This is a genomic window from Mesorhizobium sp. M0293 (assembly GCF_040321735.1).
Taxonomy (GTDB): domain Bacteria; phylum Pseudomonadota; class Alphaproteobacteria; order Rhizobiales; family Rhizobiaceae; genus Mesorhizobium.
This window is the reverse complement of sequence record NZ_JAMYSA010000060.1, coordinates 22,520-40,384: the sequence shown is the minus strand read 5'-3', so window position 1 is coordinate 40,384 and position 17,865 is coordinate 22,520. Positions and strand designations below refer to the sequence as shown.

Genomic DNA, 17,865 nt, shown 5'->3' with positions numbered 1-17,865 from the left:
GCCCAACATGGTGTTTCCGCGTCACCGCGCCGTCGCCGTCGAATGGCTGAAACTGTGCGGTCTCGACACCTCCGCGCAGAACATCAGCCTGACCAACGGCGCCACCGCCGGCATGACGGTAGCGCTGATGAGCGTGGCGCCGCCGGGATCGACGGTCGCCACCGAGGCGATCGGCCACCACACGCTGGTGCCGCTCGCCCGCTATCTCGGCTTCAATCTCGAGGGGCTGCCGATCGACGACAATGGCCTGATCCCGGAAGCGCTGGACGAGGCCTGCCGGCTTTCCGACATCCGCGCCGTGTTCGTGCAGCCCTCGGTAATCAACCCGACGGCGACGCTGATGGACGCGCGGCGGCGCGAAGAAATCGCCGCCGTCGCACGCAAGCACGACATCGCCATCATCGAGAACGATGTGCTCGGTCCCCTGGTCGAGGACCGGCCGCCGCCGGTCGCTGCGTTTGCGCCGGAGCGTACGCTCTACGTCACCTCCTTTACCAAGATCGTGGTGCCTGGCCTGCGCATCGGCTATCTCGCCGCGCCCGATCGCTATGTCGCCGCCGTCGCCAACCGGCATCTGGTCTCGAACTGGATGGCGACCCCGCTGGTGGCCGAGATCGCCACCAAATGGGTGACCGACGGCACCGCGATGGAGCTTGTCCACTGGCAGCGCGCGGCGCTGCGGCGGCGGCTGGATATAGCGGCGGAGGTGCTGGCCGGGGTCGACTATCGCGCCCGGCGTGACGGCCTGCATGTCTGGCTGCAACTGCCCGCCGACCGCGCCGAGGAGAGCTTTGTCGCCCAGGCTCGGCTTCAGGGCGTGGCGATTGCGCCCGGCACATCCTTCCGCATTTCGGATGCGCCCTGGCATCCGGCGGTGCGCATCTCGCTGGGTTCTACCACCGAGGGGGAACTGCGCGCCGGCCTCGGCGTTGTTACCAAGCTGCTGCTTGGAGATCCCGAGCACTTGCTGCTCGCTATCTAGGCTCGAATTGACCGGAAAATGTGCGCAATCAGAATAATTGTCATGATATTATTTTCCAGATTGACATGATTTGGCGCGTTCCGCATCGTTAAAGGGCACAGGCTTCTCCAGGACGGGGAAATTCATTTGTCCGCATCAGCGCCCATCATCAAGATTGACGGCATCTCGAAGAGCTTCGGCACTTTCAAAGTGCTGGACGGCCTGTCGATGCAGGTCATGCCTGGCGAGAAGCTGGCGCTGATCGGCCCGTCGGGCTCGGGCAAGACGACGATCCTGCGCATCCTGATGACGCTGGAGCGCATCGATGGCGGTCATATCCAGATCGACGGCGAGCAACTCTACCACATGGAGCGCAATGGCCAGTTGCTGCCCGCCGATGAGCGACACCTGACAAGGATGCGCCAGAAGATTGGCATGGTCTTCCAGCTGTTCAACCTGTTTCCGCACAAATGCGTCATGGACAATGTCACGCTGGCGCCGATGCTGACCAAGGGCACGCCGCGTGCTGCCGCCGAAAAGCGGGCAATGGAACTGCTTGAGATGGTCGGCATGGCCGACAAGGCCAAAAGCATGCCGGCACAGCTTTCCGGCGGGCAGAAGCAGCGTGTGGCGATCGCCCGGGCGCTCGCCCTGTCGCCGAAGATCATGCTGTTCGACGAGGTGACATCGGCGCTCGACCCGGAACTGGTCGAAGAGGTGATGAACGTCATGCGCAGGCTCGCCGCCGAGACCGACATGACCATGCTGCTGGTCACCCACGAGATGGGTTTCGCCCATGATTTCGCCGACCGGGTGCTGTTCTTCGACCGTGGCAAGATCGTCGAGGAAGGAAAGCCGGACGAGATTTTTCGCAATCCCAAACAGGAGCGCACGCAAGGCTTCCTGAAGAAGATCATCGCGGCCGGACATCGCGTCTGACCGTAATGCCAGGGGTGGCGAGGCCATCCGGAACAAAAGCAAGACAAGAAACAAAGGAGTTGGGAACAATGAAGAAACTTGGCATTTTGGCCGGCGTCGCCGGTCTTGCATTGACGGCGGTGCTGGCCGTCTCGACCGCCGGTTCGGCCGACGACAGCAAGCTCGAGCAACTGAAGGCGCAAGGCTTTGCCCGCGTCGCCATCGCCAACGAGCCGCCCTATACGGCGGTCGCCGCCGACGGCAAGGTTTCGGGCGCGGCGCCCGATGTGGCGCGTGAGATCTTCAAGCGCCTCGGCGTCGCCGACATCGTCGCCTCGATCTCGGAATATGGCGCGATGATCCCCGGCCTGCAGGCCGGGCGCTTCGACGTCGTCACCGCCGGCCTGTTCATGAAACCCGAGCGCTGCGCCGCCGTTGCCTATTCGGAACCGGTGCTGTGCGACGCCGAGGCGATGCTGGTGAAGAAGGGCAATCCGAAAGGCTTCAAGAGCTACGAGGATATCGCCAAGGATACGACCGCGACGATTGGCGCACCCGGCGGCGGCACCGAAGAGAAGCTTGCGCTCAATGCCGGCGTGCCGCGCGAGCGCGTCATTGTGGTGCCGGACGGCCAGAGCGGCGTGAAGATGCTGCAGGACGGTCGTATCGATGCCTATTCGCTGCCCGTTCTGTCGATCAACGACTTGGTCAAGAAGGCGGCCGATCCGAACCTCGAAGTCATCGCTCCGGTGCAGGGCGCGCCGGTCTATTGCGACGGCGCCGCCTTTAAGAAAGGCGACGAGGCGCTACGCGATGCCTTCGACGTCGAACTGGCCAAGCTGAAGACATCGGGCGAGTTCGCCAAGATCATCGAGCCGTATGGCTTCTCGGCCGCGGCCGCGATGTCGACGACCCGCGACAAGCTCTGCACGGCGAAGTAGGGCGAGCGTTCTTCCTTCTCCCCGTTCACGGGGAGAAGGTGTCACGAAGTGACGGATGAGGGGCGGCGCATACCTTGGTGGGCTAGCGCTGCCCCTCATCTGCCTGCCGGCATCTTCTCCCCGTGAACGGGGAGAAGGACCTAAGAACCGTCAACGTTGGAAACCGAATGACCCAGTGGTCCGGCTATTTCGGCCTGATATTGCAGGGAGCGCTTGTCACCATCGAGCTGACGCTGATGGGGTCGGTGCTTGCCCTGATCATGGCTTTTCTCGCCGGAATGGGACGGCTGTCACGTTTCTTCGTGCTGCGCGCGCTGGCCACCGCCTATATCGAATTCTTCCGTGGCACCTCGATCTTCGTGCAGTTGTTCTGGGCCTATTTCGTGCTGCCCTTCATCGGCATATCGCTGACGCCGTTGCAGGCCGGCGTGCTGGCGCTGGGCCTCAATGTCGGTGCCTACGCCGCCGAAGTGGTGCGCGGTGCCATCCAGTCGATCGGCCGCGAGCAATACGAGGCGTGCATCGCGCTCAATCTCGGCCGCTGGCAAGCCATGCGCCACATCATCCTGCCGCAGGCGCTGCTGGTGATGCTGCCCACCTTCGGCAACAACGCCATCGAACTGCTCAAGGCGACCGCCGTGGTGTCGCTGATCTCGCTCACCGACCTGACCTTCCAGGCGCAGGTGGTGCGCGCCCAGACCGGCAACACCATGGTGCCGTTCACCACCATCCTCGTCATCTATTTCATCCTGGCGCTGCTCATCTCATGGGGCGTGCGCTCGCTGGAACGCCGCATGGCGCGCGGCCTCGATGGGGTGCGCGTCTGATGGCCAATGCCCTTCTGATAAATTGGGCCTGCTGATGGAATGGGATTGGAATTTCGTCTGGCAAATCATGCCCACGCTGATCCAGGGGGTGAAGATCACCATCCTGGCAACACTGCTCGGCTCGGTGCTGGCGGCGGTCGTTGGGCTGGGCATAGCGCTGGCGCGCCGCTCGCCCAACAAGACGTTGTCGCGCACGGTCGGCTTCCTGGCCGAGTTCATTCGCGGCACGCCGTTGCTGGTGCAGCTCTATTTCATCTTCTACGTGCTGCCCGACATCGGCATCCTGTTGCCGCCGCTGGTCGCCGGTGTCATCGGGCTCGGGCTGCACTACGGCACCTACACGGCGGAAGTCTACCGCGCCGGCATCGACAATGTGCCGCGTGGCCAATGGGAAGCCGCCAAGGCGTGCAATCTCAGCGCCAGGCAGACCTGGACCCACATCATCATTCCGCAGGCCATCCCGCCGATGATCCCGGCATTGGCCAATTATTTCATCGCCATGTTCAAGGAAACGCCGCTGTTGTCGGCGATCACCGTGCTGGAGCTGATGAACCAGGCGAAAAGCGTTGCCAACACCTATTATCGCTATATCGAGCCGATCACGCTGGTCGGTGCTTTCTTCCTCGTAATCAGTCTGTTTTCGGTCATTCTGCTGCGTTGGCTGGAACGCCGCTACGGCAAGATCGAGAGGTAGCCGATGACACCTTTGCCCGAGATAAAGGTCTATCCGAAACGGCCGCCACTGGAGGCGCGCCCGCTGGAGCGGCGCGTCGGCCTGATCATCCTGGCCACCGACCACACCAGCGAACCGGATTTCCGTCGCATGGTGGCGAGCGACAAGATCGGCGTCTACGTCGCGCGCATTCCTTACGCCAATCCGACGACACCGGAAAATCTGCGCAAGATGCAGCCGGCGCTAACGGCGGGCGCGGCCCTGATCCTGCCCGACGAACCGCTCGATGCGCTCTGCTATTCCTGCACTTCGGCGTCGGTGGTGATCGGCGATGCCGAGATCGAGGCGGCAATCCAGGCCGCCAAGCCCGGCGTCCCCGTCGTCACGCCGCCGATGGCGGGCGTGCGCGGGCTGCGTGCGCTGGGTGCAAACAGGATCAGCATTCTCACGCCCTACACGGTCGAGACATCCAGGCCGATGGCGGCCTATTTTGCGGAGCAGGGTTTCGACATCGCCAGCTTCACCTGTCTCGGCTTTGAGGACGACCGTGAGATGGCCCGCATCGCCCCGGCAGCGCTTGTCGATCTGGCGCGTGAGGCGACCGACACGAGCGCCGACGCGCTGTTCGTGTCCTGCACGGCGCTGCGTGGTGCCCTCGCGGTCACCGGCATGGAAAAGGCGATCGGCCGTCCCGTGGTGACCAGCAACCAGGCGACCGCCTGGAATTGTTTGCGGCTTTGCGGCGACGACACGGCCCATCCCGAATCCGGCCGTCTGATGACGCTGCCACTCGGACAGTAAGACAATGTCCCACATTCACGAGCGACCCCCTCTGGCCTGCCGGCCATCTCCCCCTCAAGGGGGGAGATTAGCTGCTGCTACGCCGTCCTCAATCATCGACGTTGCAGAAAGAGCGGCAGCGTCGATGCTGCTGATCTCCCCCCTGGAGGGGGAGATGGCCGGCAGGCCTGAGGGGGTCGCCCCATGACGCGCGCCATCGCCCTAGCGGACATCCGTATCGCCCATGAGCGTATCGCCAACAAGATCGAGCGCACGCCGACCGCGCTATCCCCGAGTCTTTCCGAGCAGTTGGGCGCACAGGTTCACCTCAAGCTCGAACATCGCCAGATCACCGGCAGCTTCAAGCTGCGCGGCGCCTCGAATGCTGTCGCTTCGCTGAGCGCTGACGAGAAGGCGCGCGGCGTGGTCGCGGCGTCGACCGGCAACCATGGTCGGGCGCTGGCGCACGCGGCAAAGCTCGAAGGCCTGCGCGTGGTGATCTGCATGTCGCGGCTGGTGCCGGGAAACAAGCTCGACGAAATCCGCCGGCTTGGCGCGGAGGTCCGCATCGTCGGCAACAGCCAGGACGATGCCCAGCAGGAGGTTGAACGGCTGGTGGCGCAGGAGGGACTGGTCATGCTGCCCCCCTTCGATCATCCGTCCATCATCGCGGGGCAAGGCACGCTTGGGCTGGAGATGATCGAGCAGGTCCCGGATGCTGCTCTCGTTCTGGTCCAGCTCTCCGGTGGCGGGCTCGCCTCCGGCGTTGCCGCAGCCATCAAAGGCGTCAGCCCCGGGACAAAAATCATCGGTGTCTCGATGGCGCGTGGTGCGGCGATGAAGGCCAGTCTCGATGCCGGCCACCCGGTGCTGGTGGAAGAATTGCCGACGCTGGCGGATTCGCTCGGCGGCGGCATCGGCCTCGACAACCGGCTGACCTTCGCCATGTGCCGCGACCTGCTCGACGATGTTATTCTGCTAAGCGAAGACGAGATCGCCGCCGGCATCCGCCACGCCTATGCGCAGGAGCGCGAGATCGTCGAGGGCGCCGGCGCGGTCGGCATCGCCGCACTGCTCGCCGGCAAGGTCAGGTCGGACGGGCCGGTGATTGTTCTGCTTTCCGGCCGCAACATCGACATGGGCCTGCACCGCAAGATCGTTTGCGGCGAGGCACCGTCGCTCAAGGAGCGCGCAGCATGAGCCGGATGACAATTCTCACCGAAGCTGAATTGCGCGGGATCGTGACGCTCGATCTCGATGCCGTAGCCTGCGTCGAAAACGCCTTCCGCGCGCTCGCCACTCTGCCGGTGGCGATGCCGCCGATCCTGCGGCTCGACATTCCCGAGCATCGCGGCGAGGTCGACGTGAAGACCGCCTATGTGCCGGGCATTGACGGCTTCGCCATTAAGATCAGCCCCGGCTTCTTCGACAATCCGAAGCTCGGTCTGCCCAGCGTCAACGGTATGATGGTGCTGTTGTCGGCTAAAACAGGTCTGGTCGAAGCGCTGCTGCTCGACAATGGCTATCTCACCGATGTCCGCACGGCTGCTGCCGGAGCGGTCGCGGCCAAACATCTGTCGCGACCCGACTCCGCTGTCGCCGCGATCTTTGGTGCCGGCGTCCAGGCCGGGCTGCAACTCGAAGCACTCATGCTGGTGCGGCCAATCGCCGAGGCGCGCATCTGGGCCCGCGATGCCGTCAAGGCAGAGATGACCGCCGCTGCCTTGCGCGAAAAGCTCGGCATCGCCGTACGCGCCGAACCCGACGCGGCAAACGCGGTTGCCGGCGCCGATATCATCGTCACCACCACGCCGTCGACCGAGCCGCTGATCAAGGCGGGGTTCGTTTCTGCGGGCCAGCACATCACCGCGATGGGCTCTGACGCCGAGCACAAGAATGAGATCGCGCCGGCAATCTTGCGCATGGCCGATCTCTATGTCGCCGATAGTGCCCGCCAGACGCGGCGACTGGGTGAACTGCATCATGCCATTGCGGCGGGTGTGATGGCTGGAGATGCAGAGGTGACCGAACTCGGCCAGATCATCGCCGGCGCAAAACACGGGCGGCGTTCGGCTGGCGACATCACCATCGCCGACCTGACCGGCACCGGCGTGCAGGATACGGCGATAGCCACACTCGCCCGTGACCGGGCGCGGGCAGTCAATTCCGGGACCATTTTCGAAAGCTGATGCTGGCCGCGAGGCCCAACAAAACGAGGACCAAGAACAATGCAACCGAACCTGAAATTCTCGCGCGGCGAATATGCGGATCGCCTCGCCAAGACGCGCAAAGCCATGGAAGCAAGGGGCGTCGATCTCCTCATTGTCAGCGATCCCTCCAACTTGGCCTGGCTGACCGGCTATGACGGCTGGTCGTTCTATGTACATCAAGCCGTCATCGTGCCGCCGTCGGGCGAGCCGGTCTGGTATGGGCGCGGCCAGGACGCCAACGGCGCCAAACGCACCGCCTATCTCGCGCATGACAACATTGTCGGCTACGCCGACCACTATGTGCAATCGACCGAGCGCCATCCGATGGACTTCCTGTCCAGCGTGCTTGCCGATCGCGGCTGGGGCAAGCTTACCATTGGCGTCGAGATGGACAATTACTGGTTCTCGGCTGCTGCCTTCGCATCGCTACAGAAGCATCTGCCCAATGCCCGCTTCGTCGACGCCACCGCGCTGGTCAACTGGCAGCGCGCGGTGAAGAGCCCGACCGAGATCGACTATATGCGCAAGGCTGCCCGCATCGTCGAGGCGATGCACCAGCGCATCGTCGACAAGATCGAAGTCGGGATGCGCAAATGCGATCTCGTTGCCGAGATCTATGATGCCGGCACGCGCGGCGTCGACGGCCCAGAGGGGCGAATTGGCGGCGACTATCCGGCGATCGTGCCGCTGCTGCCATCGGGCGCCGACGCTTCGGCGCCGCATCTGACCTGGGACGACAGGCCGATGCAGCGCGGCGAGGGCACCTTCTTCGAAATCGCCGGTTGCTACAACAGGTACCATTGCCCACTGTCGCGAACCGTTTTCCTCGGCAAGCCGACGCAAGAATTTCTCGATGCCGAGAAGGCGACGCTGGAGGGCATGGAGGCGGGCCTGGCCGCGGCGAAACCCGGCAACACCTGCGAAGACATCGCCAATGGCTTCTTCGGCGTGCTGAAGAAATACGGCATCGTCAAAGATAACCGCACCGGCTACCCGATCGGCCTGTCCTATCCGCCGGACTGGGGCGAACGCACGATGAGCCTGCGACCGGGCGACCGCACCGAGCTCAAGCCCGGCATGACCTTCCATTTCATGACCGGACTGTGGCTGGAAACGATGGGACTGGAGATCACCGAGTCCATCCTGATCACCGAAACCGGTGTAGAGTGCCTGGCCAATGTGCCGCGCAAGCTGGTGGTGAAGGATTGAAACCGATGTCCAGTCTACGCCCCTCCCCGATCTCGCCGACCGTCGATTTCGACCGCGACGGCGTCCAGCACGGTTTCCTGCGCTTGCCCTACAGCCGCGACGATTCGGCGTGGGGCTCGGTGATGATCCCGATCTGCGTCATCCGCAACGGCAAAGGGCCGGCAGCACTGCTGACCGGCGGCAACCATGGCGACGAGTATGAGGGGCCGCTGGCGCTCTACGATCTCGCCAGGACGCTCGATCCGAAGCATGTCAGCGGCACCGTGATCATCGTGCCGGCAATGAATTATCCGGCCTTCCGCGCCGGCACGCGGACGTCGCCGATCGACAAGGGCAACATGAACCGCAGCTTTCCCGGTCGGCCGGACGGCACGGTGACCGAGAAGATCGCCGATTATTTCCAGCGTGAGCTACTTCCCCGCGCCGACATCGTGTTCGATTTCCATTCCGGCGGCAGGACGCTGGACTTCGTGCCGTTCTGCGCCGCGCACACTTTGCCCGACAAGGCGCTGGAGCAGAAAGCCTTCGACGCGGTGGCGGCATTTTCTGCACCATTCTCGATGCGCATGATCGAGATCGACGCTGTCGGCATGTACGACACGGCTGCGGAGGAGATGGGCAAGGTCTTTGTCAGCACCGAGCTTGGCGGCGGCGGCACGTCGCGCGCGCAAACCGTACGGATTGCGCGGCGCGGTGTTCTCAATGTGCTGCGTCATGCCGGCATCGTTGCCGGAGCGGTCGAGAAGAGCCCGACGCAGTGGCTCGACATGCCATCGGGCGATTGTTTTTCGTTCGCCGAGGAAGACGGCATGATCGAAACCATGGTCGATCTTGGCGAGCCGGTCGAAGAAGGCGCGGTGCTGGCACGCATTCATTCCACCGGTCGCACCGGCATCGCCCCCCAGGAAATCCGGGCAAAAATGTCGGGCATGCTGGCGGCGCGGCATTTCCCCGGCCTAGTCAAGGCCGGCGACTGCGCGGCGGTCGTGGCTGTGCACGTCTGAGCGGTTCCGGCAGGGACCGCCCGCACCGTCCATCACCTGCTCTGCGTTCTTCGCGGAGCGCTTCGGCGCGGCGGAAAGAAGCAGCATGGCAAGCGGAGTCGACATTGCATGAGGATGTCACTATATAGCGGCGGCTTCGACCCGCGTGCCTGAGGGCAGCGACCTCGAAGCGACTGTAAATGTGTTGTGTGTTGCGCCATCTATTGTGACGAAAATCGGCCCGAAAACCGGAAAAAGCAAATAGAAACAAATGCGCAACGCTGGGTGTGACCCAGCCAACGGTACCGACTCCTCCAGAATCAGAAAATGTTCTTGACCCTTCGATTTCCTATGGCTCTGTGGACCTTGGACGGCATCGGCTTGCCGAGTGGCCGCGACTCGGCTGGAATGGGGGCATGCATCCTTTGCGGGGTGCCGACGTTTATGATTACCAACCGGCTTTGCCGCAAGGGAACAGCAGTATGAGTGAACACGCGATCGAGTTCTTACGGGGATGGATCGGCGAAAAGGTCCACTGCCAGCCTTCAGAGGCCCGGATCGAGAAGCAGGCCGAGACACTGGCCAAGGAATGCGCTGCCAAGGCAGCCGAAGTCGGCATACCCCTGGAGGATATCCAGGAGGAAGTCGGCGATATCAAGGAACTCATCGCCTCCAGGCTAGAGGAAGCGGCCGAGGCCGACGAGCAGCAGCAGGCGTCCAACAAAGCCGCGGAATGACCGCATAGGGGGCGGACTCCATCTGAAACACGCGGGCTTGCTGGCCCGCGTTTTCGTTTCAACGATGGTTTTCAGCCAAATTTTTCTCTCAGCCACGCCTCCGGCAGCGCCGGCACGAAATTGCCGTCGCGACCGGTCATGTCGTCATTGGCGACCAGCGCGTTGAGGATCGCTTCCTCCACGGCTTGGATCACTGCGTCGAAAAACGGATCGATGTCGGTGTCAGGAATGAAGTCGGCACTGGCGATGCTGCCGGATGGCGCCAGCGCCGCGCTCACGTTGGCGGTCGAGAAGGCGACAAAAATGTCGCCTGAGCTGTGATAGCCGAAGCCGCCGGTCATGGCGACGCCGAGCGGCACGCGGCGTGCCAGCCGTTTCATCTGGTGCGGCAGCAACGGGGCATCGGTGGCGATGACGGCGATGATCGAACCCTTTTCGGCGCGCGGCGTGCCTTCGCGGACCGCCGGTTCGATGAGTTCCGGCCCGGCGCGCAGACCGCGAACCGTAAAATTGTGTCGCTTGCCGAAATTCGACTGCACGAAGGCACCGACCGTATAGCTGCGCCCGTGTCGTTCAACGACGCGCGACGCCGTCCCTGATCCTGCTTTGAAGCCGAAAGTGATCATGCCGGTGCCGCCGCCGACGCTGCCTTCCTCGATCGGTCCGCTGGTCGCACCGTCAAGGGCCTGGGCGACGTGCTCAAAAGTCAAATGGTGGCCGTTGATGTCGTTGAGAAAGCCGTCATAGGTTTCTGCCGCTACCGGCAGCCCCCAAGCGCTGTCGAGTGCCGCCGGCAGCACGCTTTGCATCCAGCGCAGCGTGCCGTCGCGTGAGACACCGCAGGAATGCGTGTTGGTGATGGTGATCGGGAAGTTGAAAGCGCCGGTTTCCTCGACGATGTGCGAGCCGGTCAGTTCGCCATTGCCGTTCTGGCTGAAGATGCCGGCGAAGACCGGCGTGGCAAGATCGGCGCGCGGCCTGGGCAGGATCGCTGTCACGCCGGTCCGCACCGGTCCCTGGCCGACGACGAGCGCGCCATCGCCCGAAATCAGCGTCGCATAACCGACCGCTACACCGGACACATCGGTGATTGCGTTGAATGGCCCGGGTGTCCCGTCGAAGCCGATGCCAAAACTTCGCGCACGCGGCTTGCCGGAAGGCGTTGCCAGATGGTTCGGATTGTCAGTCATGATCTCAGAACAGGGATCCCTGGTTGCCAGGCTCTTTGGTCTTGGCCGCCGGCTTGGTCACCGCTTTCGGTTTTGCCGTGCCGCTGGTTGCAATGGCATCGGCGGTGCCGTCGGCGAATTCCAGCGAAAGCGCCATTCCCGATGACACATCGGCCGCCTGCTTGATTACCGCGCCATCGGCGTCCTTCACCAGAGCAAAGCCGCGCGCCAGCACCGCCTTGTGCGACAGTGTCGCCATCAGCCTTTCGGCTTGGACAACGCGGTCGCGCAAACGCTCCAGCCTGAGCACCACGGCTTGCGTTCCGCGTCTGGTTAATGCTGTCAGCAAATCCCTCTGCACGCGTTGCCGCCGCGCTGTGGGCTCGATCGTGATGCGGCCTTGCAGCAAAGCCAGTTGTTGCCTGTGCCGCTGCAGCGATGCGTTGGCGAATTTCGGCAACTGGTCCGCCGCACGATTTAATTCCGCACGCCGGGCTCTTGCCAACGCGCGTAGCGCCCCTTGTGCGCGCAAAAGATTGCGTTCGTTGGTGCGCCGCGCCTCGGCAATGCGCTGGGACAGCATCGCCGGCGTCAGCTTTACAGCGAAGAACCGTGCCCGCTTTCGTTCGGTGGAGACCATCAAGCCGCGGCCGAGCCTAGATGTCGCATCATCGAGGCGTCGGCGCGGCAGCGCCAGCAATTGATCGGGCGAGGGCAGCGCGCGGGCGGCTGCCCGAGCGGCCTGCCGCTTGCGTTCGAAATTGCGCAAGACCGCCGCCTTGAGCCGCGCGCCGAGGCTGGCAAGCGTGGCTTCAAGGTCCGCCTTCACCGGCACTGCAATCTCGGCCGCACCGGTCGGGGTCGGTGCCCGCACATCCGCGACGAGGTCGATCAGCGTCCAGTCCGTCTCGTGACCGACAGCCGAGATCACCGGAATGCCGGAGGCGGCAACCGCGCGGGCGAGCGCCTCGTCGTTGAACCCCCAGAGGTCTTCGAGGCTGCCGCCGCCACGCGCCACGATCAGCAGATCGGGGCGCTGAATGGCGCCATCCCAGGCCAGCGTGTTGAAGCCGTTGACCGCGGCAGTCACTTCCGCGCCTGACGTCTCGCCTTGCACGCGCACCGGCCAGACCAGGATGTGCAGTGGAAACCGGTCCTTGATGCGGTGGATGATGTCGCGGATGACGGACCCTGTCGGCGAGGTGACGACGCCGATGACGCGCGGCATGAACGGCAGCAACCGCTTGCGGCCGGTGTCGAACAGGCCCTCGGTCTGCAGCCGCCGTTTGCGCTCTTCCAGCAGTGCCATCAGCGCGCCGGCGCCGGCCGGCTCCAGATTGTCGATGACGATCTGGTAGTTGGACTTGCCGGGATAGGTGGTGAGCTTGCCGGTGGCGATCACCTCCATCCCCTCTTCGGGGCGGAACTTCAGCCGGCTCATCGTGCCTTTCCACACCACGGCGTCGAGCCGGGCGCGGTCGTCCTTCAGCGCGAAATAGGCATGACCGGAGGAATGCGGCCCGCGATAGCCTGATATTTCGCCGCGCACCCGCACATTGCCGAAGACGTCCTCGACCGTGCGTTTCAGCGCGCCGGAAATCTCGCTGACCGTGTATTCGGTGGCGTTGGTACGTGATTCGGATGCTGCGTCGCTCATCGGCCGATTGGGGGACGGTTGGGCGCCCGCGTCAAGGTGGCCGAGTCAGGCCAGCCGTTCATAACCCGCATGCCTGACCCTGCCTACCAGCCGGGCAGGATCTGGTTCGGCTTGGTTCGCCGCAGCTTGGTGAAGGCGAGCGCTGCGAAATCGAAGCTCCCGGTGTCTTCGCTGATCGGCACGGAAATATTGTCCAGGCTTTCCGAAATATGGCGGGCAAGCGCATCGACGATCTCGGGTCGCGACGTCTGGCCGCGCATGATGCCGATGCGGCAATCGGGCAGGGCGCCGAAGCCGTCGGCTTCGCCCAGCACCCGCATGCCGGGCCGCAGCGCGCATTCGGGCAGCACCGAGATCGCCAGGCCGGAAAGTACGGCGGCGGTGATGACGGTGGCCGAGAAGCTGGTGAACAGGATGCGATAGTCGCGGTTCTGCTGGTCGAGCACATCGACCGCGGCGCGCCGCCAGATGCAATTCGGCCGGCCAAAGGCCATCGGCAGCGTTTCCTGCTCATGCGTTGCATGGTTGGCCGAGGTGACCCACAGCAGCGGTTCGCGCCTCACCACCTCCGACTGGCCGCGTACGTCGTTGTGCGTCACCAGCGCCAGGTCGAGATTGCCGCGTTTGATATGCTCGACCAGCCCCGGTGTCGGCTCGCAGATGACGGTCAGTTCGACACGCGGATTGGAGCGCGTGAACCGCGCCATGATCTCGGGCAGGAAACGGTCGGCATAGTCGTCAGGCGTGCCGATGCGGATCGTGCCTTCGAGCCGCCGGTCGTCGAAGGCGGCCAGCGTCTCGCGGTTGAGATAGAGCAGCCGCCGCGCGTAGGAGAGCAGCTTGTCGCCTTCCTCGGTCAGCCTGTTGGTGCGCCCGTCCTTTTCGAACAGCGGCTTGCCGATCCGCTCTTCCAGCCGGCGCATCTGCATCGACACCGCCGACTGGGTCCGGTGCACCTCTTCGGCCGCTCTGGTGAAGCTGCCCGTGTCGGCAATCGAGATGAAGGTCTGCAACTGATCGAGATCGAGAGGCGATTTCATCGATTTGATCCATCACTAGTGTTGATGCTTAAGATTAGAAACATTCGTTGGATTAATCAATCGCATCATGTCAAATTCGCATTGTCCACATGAAAGCATGTGAATTGGGACCGGAACCGTCGCTGTTGTCAGCGCCGATTGCTGGCCTTGCTCGTTCGAGTCTGAAGGAGACCGACATGACCACGTTTGATTTCGCCACCGAGACCTCGCGCATCACCTCGCGTCCGGCCGTTGCGACGCGCGTGGCAAATACCGTCTCCAACATCTACCGCGCCTGGAAAAACCGCCGCGCCTTTTACCGCCTTGGCGAGATGTCGGATGCCGAACTCGCCGATATCGGTCTGACGCGCGCCGACCTCCATGTCGCCATCGACGTGCCGTTTGGCCGCGACCCGACGGCGATGTTGCGCGAAATCGCCAGCGATCGCATCGAGACGATTGAGGATTTCGCCCGCAAGGTCGCTTGATCGGCCGCTTGTTGTTCAGGTTGCTTTGAACCTTTTAGAGGTTCGGCGCGACTGAAAAGTATGCAGGCTCCACTCCCTGCCGGATCCCCGCCGGCCCGCCTGCACTCTGCCCGGTCCTCCCAGGACCGGGCTTTTCTTTTGGCAGTCAGGCGAATGCCAGCTTTCGCGATGGCCTTGGTATCGATCTGCCGAGCTCATGCGCGGCCTCTATCCAAGACGCTATGGCGTCCTGGACATTCGCGATGGCCTCTTCAGGGGTGTCGCCGTCACTCACGCAGCCTGGCAGATCAGGCACCAAAGCCGAAAACCCCCCTCCGTCCTCTGCAGAAAGTGGCGCTATGACGACCGGATATTCAAGTCTGTCCATTATGTGTCTTTGCCTCGTCAATAAATGCCACGAGCTTTCGAATATATACGGGTTTGATCGGCCGTTTGAAAGGCACGGTCAAAATATCGGTTATTGCCGAATGATAGACCTTGTAGTGTGAGCCGCCTGACCTTGGCGGCACGCATTGGACACCAGCCTCGTCACAAACCGCCTTTACATCGGCTATCGACCAGTCGCCGCGCGGGTTGCGGCGCATCTGCTCCAGTCTCTTACCCACGGATGTCGACCTACCGCCGGTCCATATCGCGCTTGAACTGGTCGAAGATCGTTTCCACGCCCTTCTGGTAGTCGTCACGCTGCTGGGCGCCGGTCTCGAACATCTTGCCGAACAGGTCGTCGAACGGATTCTTCGGCCGACCGCTCGGATTGGTCTGTGGCTGAGGTGCCTGACGTTGCTGTGGGGGCGCTTGAGGCTGTTGCGGCGCCGGCTGGCCGCCCGGGACGCCGAAGCCGCCACCGCCGCCTTGTCGCAGCATTTCCTCGAAGATCTTTCCCAACGGATTGTCGCCATAGGGGCTCTGCGTCTGCTGAGGCTGCGCCCGGCCTTGCGGCTGCGGCTGAGGCGTACCGCCGCCGAACATGTCCTGCAGCACCTTGCCGAGCGGGTTGTCGCCATAGGGATTGGGTGCCGGCTGCGGCTGGCTTTGCGGTTGGGGCGTTCCACCCCCGAACATGTCCTGCAAGACCTTGCCGAGCGGGTTGTCCATCGGGTTCTGGGGCTGCGGCGTCTGACGTGGCTGCGGCGCCGGGGCCTGCATGCCGCCACCTTGCCGCATCATCTGCTCGATGATCTCGCCGAGCGGATTGTTGCCGCCACCGCCAAAGCCGCCGGCGGCTTGCATCTGATTTGTCGTTTGCTTGAACAGCCCGCCCATGACCATCGAGGCGATCGCCGGCAGCATCTGCTGGAGGATCTGTTGACTAACGCCGCTCGCTTGCGCCGCCTGGCTGGCGACGGCGCGCGACAGATCCTTCGAGCCGAACAAATGTCCGAGAATGCCGTTGCCCTCATCGACGCCCTGCGGCGAGAAGGCTCTAGTTGCGTCCTCGAAATACTTGGCATGCTGGCCGCTGGCCATCGCCGTCATGAAGGCGCCGAGCCCATAGGGGTCGGCGGTGTTGCGTTGCAGCCCCTGCGAAAAGGCCGGCAGCAATGCGGCAACCGCCGCCTGGGTCTGCTGCATCGAAAGCCCGTATTGCTGGGCAAGGGCTTGCATTCCGTTGCCGTTCTGGGCCTGCGTCAGCATGTCGAACAAGGTAGGCATCGGCGTCTCCTCCGGAAATCCTCGCCGAAGAAGCCTAGTTTGTTTCGACTTCCGATTGAAGCGGCTTTTGCCGATCGATCAGCCGCGTCAAATCCGAGGGTTAATAGGCATATTCCATGAATACCGGCTCGATCGAGCCGCCCCAACGCGTGTGGTAGGCCGACAGCATCTCCTCGGCGCTGGTGGTGCCGCGTGCCACGACCTCGTCGAGCGTGTTGAGGAAGGAGGTCTCGTCGTAGCCGTCGCGGTTCTTGCGGCCACGGTTCTTCAGCCCCATACGCGAAATGACCATCACGTCGCGCGCGATTTCGCGCAGCGTGGTGTTGCGGAAGGGTGCGGAAATGCCTTGTTCCGGCACGGCATTGCGCATCGCCAGCGTTTCTTCATACGTCCAGCTCGAGGTCAGCGCCTCGGCGGCGTCGAGCGCCGCCTCATCATAAAGCAACCCGACCCAGAAGGCCGGCAGCGCGCAGATGCGCCGCCATGGCCCGCCGTCGGCGCCGCGCATCTCGAGGAAACGCTTCAGCCGCACGTCCGGGAACAGTGTCGACAGATGGTTTGCCCAGTCGCCCATCGTCGGCAGCCCGTCGGGAATTTCATGCCGTGCGGCGCCCGCCATGAACTGGCGGAAGGTGATGTGCGTCATGTCATGATAGTGGCCGTCGCGGATGACGAAATACATCGGCACGTCGAGCGCCCATTCGACATAGTCGGCGAAACCGAAATCGGGCGAGAAACAGAATTCGAGCAGGCCCGAGCGCTGGTTATCGGTGTCGCGCCAGATGTCGCCGCGCCAGCTCTGCAAACCGTTCGGATGGCTTTCGGTGAAAGGCGAATTGGCGAACAATGCCGTCGACAGCGGCTGCAGCTTCAGCGACACCTGCATCTTGCGGCGCATGTCGGCCTCGCTCTCGAAGTCGAGATTCACCTGGATCGTGCAGGTGCGGTACATCATGTCGAGGCCCTTGGTGCCGACCTTGGGCATGTAGCGCGTCATGATCTCATAGCGCGACTTCGGCATTTTCGGCGTCTCGGCCAGCGACCATTTCGGGCTGCCGCCGAGGCCAAGGAAGCGGATGCCCATCGGTTCGGCGATCTCGCGCACCTGCGCCAGATGGGCATTGCCCTCGCGGCAGGTCTGATGAATGGTCTCCAGCGGTGCGCCGGAAAGCTCGAACTGGCCGCCGGGTTCCAGAGAAATCGCACCCTGGCCGGTCGGTTCGACCAGGCCGATGATGCGGCCGCCATCGATGATCGGATCCCAGCCCAGCTTTGACTGCATGCCTTCGAGGATGGCGCGGATGCCGCGCTCGCCGCCATAGGGGACCGGTGCATTGCCGTCGACATAGAAGGGAAATTTCTCGTGCTCGGTGCCGATGCGCCACTTGTCGCGCGGCTTGTTGCCTTCGGCCAGATGCTCGACGAGTTCGTCGACACCTTCGATCGGGCGGAAATCGGTAGTATCGCGCGCCATTTGTAAGCCCTCTGCACATCACCCCGAAAATCGGCTTTCGATTTTCGCTGGGGGATCATGTGCCCAATGGAATGCTACAGCGTCCTTTGCGCGCCCGAAAGGATGCGCAAAGGACGCTGTAGGACGATCGGACGATCGCCGGCGCTAGATGGACGAAATGTCAGCA

The 17,865-nt window shown here is 63.3% G+C and carries 18 protein-coding genes; 12 read left to right on the top strand and 6 right to left on the bottom strand.

Going from position 1 to position 17,865, the window contains the following annotated elements; genetic code table 11:
* The 11 genes from ehuR to NKJ06_RS21785 form a co-directional block, all read left to right on the top strand.
* Nucleotides 1-982, top strand: a 982-nt coding sequence (ehuR, locus tag NKJ06_RS21835; RefSeq protein ID WP_352810580.1) for a MocR-like ectoine utilization transcription factor EhuR, incomplete at its 5' end; no start/stop codon positions are given.
* A 126-nt stretch (nt 983-1,108) separates the two neighbouring features.
* Nucleotides 1,109-1,900 carry an ectoine/hydroxyectoine ABC transporter ATP-binding protein EhuA gene (gene ehuA / locus NKJ06_RS21830; protein ID WP_352629449.1) on the top strand — a complete coding sequence of 264 codons (792 nt, stop codon included), beginning with the start codon at nt 1,109-1,111 and terminating at the stop codon, nt 1,898-1,900.
* A 68-nt stretch (nt 1,901-1,968) separates the two neighbouring features.
* On the top strand, nt 1,969-2,820 hold the full coding sequence (ehuB, locus tag NKJ06_RS21825; protein WP_352662805.1) for an ectoine/hydroxyectoine ABC transporter substrate-binding protein EhuB: 852 nt from the start codon (nt 1,969-1,971) through the stop codon (nt 2,818-2,820).
* Nucleotides 2,821-2,987: 167 nt separating this feature from the next.
* Nucleotides 2,988-3,647: an ectoine/hydroxyectoine ABC transporter permease subunit EhuC gene (ehuC, locus tag NKJ06_RS21820; protein ID WP_352810579.1), complete on the top strand. Its 660-nt coding sequence runs from the start codon at nt 2,988-2,990 to the stop codon at nt 3,645-3,647.
* A gap of 34 nt (nt 3,648-3,681) precedes the next feature.
* Nucleotides 3,682-4,341 carry an ectoine/hydroxyectoine ABC transporter permease subunit EhuD gene (gene ehuD / locus NKJ06_RS21815; RefSeq protein ID WP_352810578.1) on the top strand — a complete coding sequence of 220 codons (660 nt, stop codon included), beginning with the start codon at nt 3,682-3,684 and terminating at the stop codon, nt 4,339-4,341.
* 3 nt (nt 4,342-4,344) lie between these two features.
* Nucleotides 4,345-5,121: an ectoine utilization protein EutA gene (eutA, locus tag NKJ06_RS21810; RefSeq protein WP_352810576.1), complete on the top strand. Its 777-nt coding sequence runs from the start codon at nt 4,345-4,347 to the stop codon at nt 5,119-5,121.
* Between the two features lie 183 nt (nt 5,122-5,304).
* Nucleotides 5,305-6,300, top strand: coding sequence for a hydroxyectoine utilization dehydratase EutB (gene eutB, locus NKJ06_RS21805; protein ID WP_352662793.1), 996 nt, complete (start codon nt 5,305-5,307; stop codon nt 6,298-6,300).
* Nucleotides 6,297-7,289, top strand: coding sequence for an ectoine utilization protein EutC (gene eutC, locus NKJ06_RS21800; protein ID WP_352810575.1), 993 nt, complete (start codon nt 6,297-6,299; stop codon nt 7,287-7,289). The genes eutB and eutC overlap by 4 nt, the downstream gene beginning before the upstream one ends.
* A gap of 39 nt (nt 7,290-7,328) precedes the next feature.
* Nucleotides 7,329-8,519 carry an ectoine hydrolase DoeA gene (gene doeA / locus NKJ06_RS21795; RefSeq protein ID WP_352810574.1) on the top strand — a complete coding sequence of 397 codons (1,191 nt, stop codon included), beginning with the start codon at nt 7,329-7,331 and terminating at the stop codon, nt 8,517-8,519.
* Between the two features lie 5 nt (nt 8,520-8,524).
* Complete coding sequence (gene doeB, locus NKJ06_RS21790; RefSeq protein WP_352810573.1) at nt 8,525-9,523, top strand: N(2)-acetyl-L-2,4-diaminobutanoate deacetylase DoeB; 999 nt, start codon at nt 8,525-8,527, stop codon at nt 9,521-9,523.
* Nucleotides 9,524-9,984: 461 nt separating this feature from the next.
* Complete coding sequence (locus NKJ06_RS21785) at nt 9,985-10,239, top strand: hypothetical protein (protein WP_352629431.1); 255 nt, start codon at nt 9,985-9,987, stop codon at nt 10,237-10,239.
* A gap of 71 nt (nt 10,240-10,310) precedes the next feature.
* Here NKJ06_RS21785 and NKJ06_RS21780 read toward each other — a convergent pair whose 3' ends face one another.
* The 3 genes from NKJ06_RS21780 to NKJ06_RS21770 form a co-directional block, all read right to left on the bottom strand.
* Nucleotides 10,311-11,429 (bottom strand): DmpA family aminopeptidase, encoded by a 1,119-nt coding sequence (locus NKJ06_RS21780; RefSeq protein WP_352810572.1) that lies wholly within the window; start codon nt 11,427-11,429, stop codon nt 10,311-10,313.
* Nucleotides 11,430-11,433: 4 nt separating this feature from the next.
* The gene (gene xseA, locus NKJ06_RS21775) at nt 11,434-13,065 is read right to left on the bottom strand and encodes an exodeoxyribonuclease VII large subunit (RefSeq protein ID WP_352810571.1); all 1,632 of its coding nucleotides are present in this window, start codon (nt 13,063-13,065) and stop codon (nt 11,434-11,436) included.
* Between the two features lie 83 nt (nt 13,066-13,148).
* On the bottom strand, nt 13,149-14,105 hold the full coding sequence (locus tag NKJ06_RS21770; RefSeq protein WP_352662779.1) for a LysR substrate-binding domain-containing protein: 957 nt from the start codon (nt 14,103-14,105) through the stop codon (nt 13,149-13,151).
* Between the two features lie 176 nt (nt 14,106-14,281).
* On the opposite strand from NKJ06_RS21770, the gene NKJ06_RS21765 reads away from it, so the two are divergent.
* Complete coding sequence (locus NKJ06_RS21765) at nt 14,282-14,572, top strand: DUF1127 domain-containing protein (RefSeq protein ID WP_013530339.1); 291 nt, start codon at nt 14,282-14,284, stop codon at nt 14,570-14,572.
* Between the two features lie 145 nt (nt 14,573-14,717).
* Here NKJ06_RS21765 and NKJ06_RS21760 read toward each other — a convergent pair whose 3' ends face one another.
* The 3 genes from NKJ06_RS21760 to NKJ06_RS21750 all read right to left on the bottom strand — a co-directional run bounded on the left by NKJ06_RS21760 (nt 14,718) and on the right by NKJ06_RS21750 (nt 17,699).
* Nucleotides 14,718-14,939 carry a type II toxin-antitoxin system HicB family antitoxin gene (locus NKJ06_RS21760; RefSeq protein WP_050589468.1) on the bottom strand — a complete coding sequence of 74 codons (222 nt, stop codon included), beginning with the start codon at nt 14,937-14,939 and terminating at the stop codon, nt 14,718-14,720.
* 248 nt (nt 14,940-15,187) lie between these two features.
* The gene (locus NKJ06_RS21755; RefSeq protein ID WP_352810570.1) at nt 15,188-16,225 is read right to left on the bottom strand and encodes a DUF937 domain-containing protein; all 1,038 of its coding nucleotides are present in this window, start codon (nt 16,223-16,225) and stop codon (nt 15,188-15,190) included.
* A 100-nt stretch (nt 16,226-16,325) separates the two neighbouring features.
* Nucleotides 16,326-17,699 carry a glutamate--cysteine ligase gene (locus NKJ06_RS21750; RefSeq protein ID WP_352810568.1) on the bottom strand — a complete coding sequence of 458 codons (1,374 nt, stop codon included), beginning with the start codon at nt 17,697-17,699 and terminating at the stop codon, nt 16,326-16,328.
* Nucleotides 17,700-17,865: the final 166 nt, after the last annotated feature.

Bases quoted from the DNA above. Each gene is read 5' to 3' on its own strand.
- ehuB (WP_352662805.1), top strand. From the start codon at position 1,969: ATGAAGAAACTTGGCATTTTGGCCGGCGTCGCCGGTCTTGCATTGACG.
- ehuC (WP_352810579.1), top strand. From the start codon at position 2,988: ATGACCCAGTGGTCCGGCTATTTCGGCCTGATATTGCAGGGAGCGCTT.
- ehuD (WP_352810578.1), top strand. From the start codon at position 3,682: ATGGAATGGGATTGGAATTTCGTCTGGCAAATCATGCCCACGCTGATC.
- eutA (WP_352810576.1), top strand. From the start codon at position 4,345: ATGACACCTTTGCCCGAGATAAAGGTCTATCCGAAACGGCCGCCACTG.
- eutB (WP_352662793.1), top strand. From the start codon at position 5,305: ATGACGCGCGCCATCGCCCTAGCGGACATCCGTATCGCCCATGAGCGT.
- eutC (WP_352810575.1), top strand. From the start codon at position 6,297: ATGAGCCGGATGACAATTCTCACCGAAGCTGAATTGCGCGGGATCGTG.
- doeA (WP_352810574.1), top strand. From the start codon at position 7,329: ATGCAACCGAACCTGAAATTCTCGCGCGGCGAATATGCGGATCGCCTC.
- doeB (WP_352810573.1), top strand. From the start codon at position 8,525: ATGTCCAGTCTACGCCCCTCCCCGATCTCGCCGACCGTCGATTTCGAC.
- NKJ06_RS21785 (WP_352629431.1), top strand. From the start codon at position 9,985: ATGAGTGAACACGCGATCGAGTTCTTACGGGGATGGATCGGCGAAAAG.
- NKJ06_RS21780 (WP_352810572.1), bottom strand. From the start codon at position 11,429: ATGACTGACAATCCGAACCATCTGGCAACGCCTTCCGGCAAGCCGCGT.
- xseA (WP_352810571.1), bottom strand. From the start codon at position 13,065: ATGAGCGACGCAGCATCCGAATCACGTACCAACGCCACCGAATACACG.
- NKJ06_RS21770 (WP_352662779.1), bottom strand. From the start codon at position 14,105: ATGAAATCGCCTCTCGATCTCGATCAGTTGCAGACCTTCATCTCGATT.
- NKJ06_RS21765 (WP_013530339.1), top strand. From the start codon at position 14,282: ATGACCACGTTTGATTTCGCCACCGAGACCTCGCGCATCACCTCGCGT.
- NKJ06_RS21760 (WP_050589468.1), bottom strand. From the start codon at position 14,939: ATGGACAGACTTGAATATCCGGTCGTCATAGCGCCACTTTCTGCAGAG.
- NKJ06_RS21755 (WP_352810570.1), bottom strand. From the start codon at position 16,225: ATGCCTACCTTGTTCGACATGCTGACGCAGGCCCAGAACGGCAACGGA.
- NKJ06_RS21750 (WP_352810568.1), bottom strand. From the start codon at position 17,699: ATGGCGCGCGATACTACCGATTTCCGCCCGATCGAAGGTGTCGACGAA.